General features: G+C 75.2%; 2 protein-coding genes. Both read right to left on the reverse strand.

Annotated elements, in window-relative coordinates:
• Positions 1 to 306: 306 nt before the first annotated feature.
• A complete protein-coding gene (locus MTQ10_RS26205) occupies positions 307 to 1,128 on the reverse strand; it encodes an Fpg/Nei family DNA glycosylase (RefSeq protein WP_247472631.1) in 822 nt (273 codons plus the stop codon).
• A 249-nt stretch (positions 1,129 to 1,377) separates the two neighbouring features.
• The gene (locus tag MTQ10_RS26210; RefSeq protein ID WP_247472632.1) at positions 1,378 to 6,396 is read right to left on the reverse strand and encodes an ATP-dependent helicase; all 5,019 of its coding nucleotides are present in this window, start codon (positions 6,394 to 6,396) and stop codon (positions 1,378 to 1,380) included.
• Positions 6,397 to 6,563: the final 167 nt, after the last annotated feature.

Below are 6,563 nucleotides of genomic sequence, written 5' to 3' on the forward strand. Positions count from 1 at the left end.
GGGCGGTGGTGGAGTGAGGGGGAGCGGCGGTGCGTTGCCGATCTCCGGGTTGACCGGCGGCGGGTCGGCAGTGCTTGTGTCGCGGTGCTGAGCGGCGGCGGGCCCGTCACGCTCGTATCGAGGTCCTGACCGGGGGCGGGCCGTCAGTGCGTGTGCTGGGGTCCTGGGCGGCGGCGGTCGTCAGTGCGCGAGCAGCGCCCTGCCTGTGTCACCGGCCGGGTCCGGAGGGCGGCTCAGCCCAGACCTCGAAGATCGCCTATGCCCGAGAGCAGCAGCTGTGTCACCGGCCGGGCCCCGGAGGGCGGCTCAGCCCGTGCCGCGGCGGGTCGTGCCTTTGGGGGCGGGGCCCTTCTGACAGCGCGGGCACCAGTACGTGGGCCGCTCCCGGCTGCCGTCGCCCTGCTCGGCGACCCGGACCGGGGTGCGGCAGCGCAGACAGGGGCGGCCCGCACGGCCGTACACGAACAGGTCGGGGCGGCGCAGGCCCGTGGTGTTGCGGATCGGGCGGTCCCGGTTCGCGGTGAGGAGCTTCTCGGCGAGCGCGGGCAGGTGCGCGGCGCGCTCGGCGGGCAGCGCACCGACGGGGAGCCACGGGGTGACGCCCAGCAGGAAACACAGCTCGCTCTTGTAGACGTTGCCGATTCCGGCCAGATTGCGCTGGTCCAGCAGGGCCTCGCCCAGCTCCCGGCCGGGATCCTGGAGGAGGTTCTCGAGGGCGCGCTCGGCGTTCCAGTCCGGGCCCAGCAGATCGGGGCCGAGATGGCCGACGACACGGTTCTCGTCCTCCGTCCGCAGCAGGTCGAGCACCGGCAGACGGTAGCCGACGGCCGTGCGGTCCTCGGTGCCGAGGATCACGCGGATCTGATGCGCGGCGCCGCCCGTGAAGCGCTGCCCCGGCTCGAACACCCGCCACGTCCCGTCCATCTTCAGATGCGAGTGCAGCGTCAGGCCGCCCTCGATACGGGTCAGCAGATGTTTGCCGCGCGGTGTCACGTCCAGCACGGCGCGGCCGGTCAGGTCCACCGTGGCGTACCGGGGCACCCGCAGGTCGCTCAGGACCAGCACCTTGCCCGCGAGGGCGGCGTGCAGCCGTCGCGTGGCCTGCCAGACCGTGTCACCTTCGGGCATGCGTCAAGGGTGGCACGCACCCGGCGCGGGCGGACGCCGGGACCGGGACCCGGGCGCGGACGGGCGGTCGCCCGGAGACCCGGCGGGGCCCTGGGCGGTGGGTCCGGAGGCGGGTGGGGCGCAGGGCGAGGGTCCGCACGCGGGGCGGAGGTGCCCGGCCGGTGCGGGCTCGGGCCTCCGGGGGCGCGGGCGCGGGGGGCTCGCGAGCGCAGGCCGGGGCGCCGGGCGAGAGCCGTCTCCCGCGCGGCGTCACGCCCTGAGCCGCAGGCCGCGAGGTGTGGCGATGAACCCCGCCCCCTCCAGAAGGGCGCCGAGGGCGGAGGTCAGGGCCGGGGTGCCGTTGACGCGTTCCACGGTGACCGTGCCGAGCGTGCCCGCGCGGGCCGCTTCGGCGAGGGCCTGGGCGGCGGCCGTCAGACGTGGATCGTCGGCGGGCTCGGCACCGGGGGCCTCCGGCCAGGCCAGCAGGGTCTTGCCGCCGCGCTCCATGTACAGCGTCAGCTCGCCGTCGACCAGCACCACCAGGGAGCCCGCCTTGCGGCCCGGCTTGTGGCTCGCGCCCGTCGGCGGCTCCGGCCAGGGCAGGGCGGCGCCGTACGCGTTGGCCGGGTCTGCCGCCGCCAGCACCACCGCCCGCGAGGACGGGGACGGCGTACGGCCGCGCCTGTCGGCGAAACCCGTGCCGTACGGGATGCGGGAACCGGCCCGTCCTGTGTCCGTAAGGCCCCCTCGTGGGCCGCCGTAGGTGCTCGCGTCTCTCAGGCCGCCGTCGTGCCCGTCGCCCTCCCAACCGTCGGACGGCCCGCCGCCCCGGGGGCCGCCCGCGCCCGGCGCGTCCAGACCGCGCACGCCGCCCGGGCCGCCGGTGCCGTCCGTTTCGGCGGGGTAGTCGAAGTCGGGGAAGTCGGGGATCTCGGCGAAACCGGAGCCGTCCGGTCCGGGGAATCCGTCGAACGGGGGACCCGCAGACGACGGCCGACGGTCGCCGGACGCGCCCGAGGAGCCCGCCGGGAGGGGTCCGCCGTCGCCGCGTTCGCGCGCGTTGGCCACCGCACGCAGCCGGTCGACCGCGCCGTCCATCGCGAACTGGGCGGCACCCAGACCCTCCACCACATAACCGCGCCGCGCCTGCCCGCTCTCCTCGAACGCGGACAGGATGCGGTACGTCGCCGAGAAACCGCCCTCGACGCCCTCCGCCGCCACCGCGCCCCGGGTCACCACACCGTGCCGGTCCAGCAGCGCGCGGGCCTGCGCGTGCGCCCGCACGGTCGTGTCGGACTCCCTCTCCGGCAGCAGCGACCAGCGTCCGGCGACTGTCGGGGGGCCGCTGCGCGAGGCCGGCCGGGCGGCGCTGAGTGAGCCGTAACGGCCGCGCGGCACGGCCCGCTTGGCGCGGTGCGCGGTCGACCCCGCCGTACGGCCCGAGCCGAGCAGCGCTCGCATCGGTGCGAGGGTGTCGTTGGTGAGCCGCCCGGACCACGCCAGATCCCACAGCGCGTCGACGAGTTGCGGGTCGGACGCCTCGGGATGTGTCGTGGCACGGACCTGCTCGGCGATCTGACGGAAGAACAGACCGTAGCCCCCGGACAGCGCGTCGAGGACGGACTGGTGCAGGGCCGTCAGCTCCAGCGGGTGCGGGGGCGGCAGCAACAGGGGCGCCGTGTCCGCGAGATACAGCGACACCCACCCGTCCTTGCCGGGCAGCGAGCCCGCGCCCGCCCACACCAGCTCGCCCGCGGCGGTCAGTTCGTCGAGCATCGCCGGGTGGTAGTCCCGCACCCGGGACGGCAGGACCAGCTTCTCCAGAGCCGACGCCGGAACCGACGCGCCCTGCAACTGCTCCACGGCACGCACGAGTCCGTCGACGCCGGGCAGGGAGTGGCCCGGACCGACGTGCTGCCACTGGGGCAGGAACTGGGCGAGCGCCGACGGCGGCACCGGCTCCAGTTCGTGCCGCAGCGCTGCGAGCGACCGGCGCCGCAGCCGGCGCAGCACGGCCGCGTCGCACCACTCCTGGCCGATGCCCGCCGGATGGAACTCGCCCTGCACCACCCGGCCCGCCGCGGCGAGCCGCTGCAACGCGCCCTCCGTGACCGCGACGCCCAGACCGAAACGGGCGGCGGCCGTGGCCGATGTGAACGGGCCGTGCGTGCGGGCGTACCGGGCGAGCAGATCGCCCAGCGGGTCCTTCACCGGTTCCGTGAACGCCTCCGGCACGCCCACCGGGAGCGCCGTGCCCAGAGCGTCACGCAGTCGGCCCGCGTCCTCGATCGCCGCCCAGTGGTCGGCGCCCGCGATCCGCACCCGGATGGCGCGGCGGGCGGCGGCCAGCTCCCCGGCCCACTGCGGTTCGGCGCCCCGCTCGGCCAGCTCCGCGTCGGTCAGCGGGCCGAGCAGCCGCAGCAGGTCGGCGACGCCCTCCGCGTCCTTCACCCGGCGGTCCTCGGTCAGCCACTGCAGCTCCCGCTCCAGCTCCGCCAGCACCTCCGCGTCGAGCAGCTCCCGCAGCTCCGCCTGGCCCAGCAGCTCCGCCAGCAGCCGCGAGTCCAGCGACAGCGCCGCCGCCCGGCGCTCGGCGAGCGGCGAGTCACCCTCGTACAGGAACTGGGCGACGTACCCGAACAGCAGGGAACGGGCGAACGGGGACGGCTCCGGGGTGGTCACTTCCACCAGGCGCACCTTGCGGGACTCCAGGTCGCCCATCAGCTCGACCAGGCCGGGCACGTCGAACACGTCCTGGAGGCATTCGCGGACCGCCTCCAGCACGATCGGGAACGACCCGAACTCGCTCGCCACCTCCAGCAGCTGCGCCGCCCGCTGCCGCTGCTGCCACAGCGGGGTGCGCCTGCCGGGGTTGCGGCGCGGCAGCAGCAGCGCGCGTGCCGCGCACTCACGGAACCGCGACGCGAACAGGGCGGAGCCGCCGACCTGGTCGGTGACGACCTGGTCGACCTCGCCCTTGTCGAACACGACGTCCGCCGCGCCGACCGGAGCCCGGTCGGCGTCGTACTCCGTGCCCGCCCGGCCCGGCTCCTGGTCCAGCAGGTCCAGGCCCATCAGATCGGCGTCGGGCAGCCGCAGCACGATGCCGTCGTCGGCGTGCATCACCTGGGCGTCCATGCCGTACCGCTCCGACAGGCGGGCGCCGAGCGCGAGCGCCCACGGGGCGTGCACCTGGGCGCCGAACGGGGAGTGGATCACCACCCGCCAGTCGCCCAGCTCGTCACGGAACCGCTCCACCACGATCGTGCGGTCGTCGGGGACATGGCCGCAGGCCTCGCGCTGCTCCGACAGATACGACAGCACGTTGTCCGCGGCCCAGGCGTCCAGGCCCGCCGTCAGCAGCCGCAGCCTGGCGTCCTCCGCCGACAGGGAGCCGATCTCCCGCAGGAACGCGCCGACCGCCCGGCCCAGCTCCAGCGGGCGGCCCAGCTGGTCGCCCTTCCAGAACGGCAGCCGGCCCGGCACACCCGGCGCGGGCGACACCAGGACACGGTCGCGGGTGATGTCCTCGATGCGCCAGGAACTGGTGCCGAGGGTGAACACATCGCCTACCCGCGACTCGTACACCATCTCCTCGTCCAGCTCACCGACCCGGCCGCCGCCCTTCTTCGGGTCCGCGCCGGCGAGGAACACCCCGAACAGGCCCCGGTCGGGGATCGTGCCGCCCGAGGTGACTGCCAGCCGCTGGGCGCCGGGACGGCCGGTGATCGTGCCGGCGACCCGGTCCCACACCACACGCGGGCGCAGCTCGGCGAACGCGTCCGACGGGTAGCGGCCCGCGAGCATGTCCAGCACCGCCGTGAACGCCGACTCCGGCAGCGACGCGAACGGCGCCGCGCGGCGCACCACGGCCAGCAGGTCGTCGAACTGCCAGGTGTCCATCGCCGTCATCGCCACGAGCTGCTGCGCGAGCACGTCCAGCGGGTTCGCCGGCACCCTCAGCGACTCGATCGAGCCGGTGCGCATCCGCTCCGTCACCACCGCCGCCTGCACCAGGTCGCCGCGGTACTTCGGGAACACCACGCCTGTGGAGACCGCGCCCACCTGGTGCCCGGCCCGGCCCACGCGCTGTAGGCCCGAGGCGACCGACGGCGGCGACTCCACCTGCACGACGAGATCGACGGCGCCCATGTCGATGCCCAGCTCCAGGCTGGACGTGGCGACCACCGCGGGCAGCCGCCCGGCCTTCAGATCCTCCTCGACCAGGGCACGCTGCTCCTTGGAGACCGACCCGTGGTGGGCGCGCGCGATCACGGGCGGGGCGCCCTGGGCCGCGCCCGAGCCCCCCATCAGCTCGGCGGGTGAGTGATGCTCGTCCAGCGTCTCCCCGGTGGCCCGCTCGTACGCGATCTCGTTCAGCCGGTTGCACAGCCGCTCGGCCAGTCGGCGCGAGTTCGCGAACACGATCGTGGAGCGGTGCGCCTGCACCAGATCGGTGATCCGCTCCTCCACGTGCGGCCAGATCGACGGCCGCTCGGCGCCCTCACCGCCGTCGGCCACCGGCGAGCCGCCCAGCTCGCCGAGGTCCTCCACCGGGACGACCACCGACAGGTCGAACTCCTTGCCGGACTCCGGCTGGACGATCTCCACCTTGCCGCGCGGGGACAGATAGCGGGCCACCTCGTCGACCGGGCGGACCGTGGCCGACAGGCCGATGCGGCGGGCCGGTTTCGGCAGCAGTTCGTCCAGTCGCTCCAGGGACAGCGCGAGATGCGCGCCCCGCTTGGTGCCCGCCACCGCGTGCACCTCGTCCAGGATCACCGTCTCCACGCCCGCCAGCGCGTCCCGCGTGGCCGACGTCAGCATCAGGAACAGCGACTCCGGGGTGGTGATCAGGATGTCCGGCGGGCGCGTGGACAGCGCGCGCCGCTCCGCGGGCGGGGTGTCGCCGGAGCGGATTCCGACCTTCACCTCCGGCTCGGGCAGGCCGAGACGGACGGACTCCTGGCGGATGCCGGTCAGTGGGCTGCGCAGGTTGCGCTCCACGTCGACGGCCAGCGCCTTCAGCGGCGACACGTACAGCACACGGCAGCGCTTCTTCGGGTCGGCCGGCAGGGGCGTCGAGGCCAGCTGGTCGAGCGCGGCCAGGAACGCGGCCAGCGTCTTGCCGGAGCCCGTCGGGGCGACCACCAGCACGTCCGAACCCGCGCGGATGGCCTGCCACGCGCCCGCCTGGGCGGCGGTGGGCGCGGAGAACGCCCCCGTGAACCAGCCGCGGGTCGCGGGGGAGAAGCCGTCGAGGGCCGGGTGGGCGGAGCTGACCATGCGTCCATCCTGCACCCGGGCACTGACAATGCGCCTGACCTGCGGGGACGGGGAGAGGCGGTTCGACGGTCGCGTGGGTGGCGGGCGCGGGGTGCCTGGTGGCGGGGTGCCGGGTGCTGTGCGCCAGGTGTCGGGCGGGGTGGCGGGCGCGGGGCTCGGAGCGGGGC

Origin of the sequence: Streptomyces sp. XM83C (genome assembly GCF_023072675.1) — a bacterium.
Classification (GTDB): domain Bacteria; phylum Actinomycetota; class Actinomycetes; order Streptomycetales; family Streptomycetaceae; genus Streptomyces; species Streptomyces thermocoprophilus.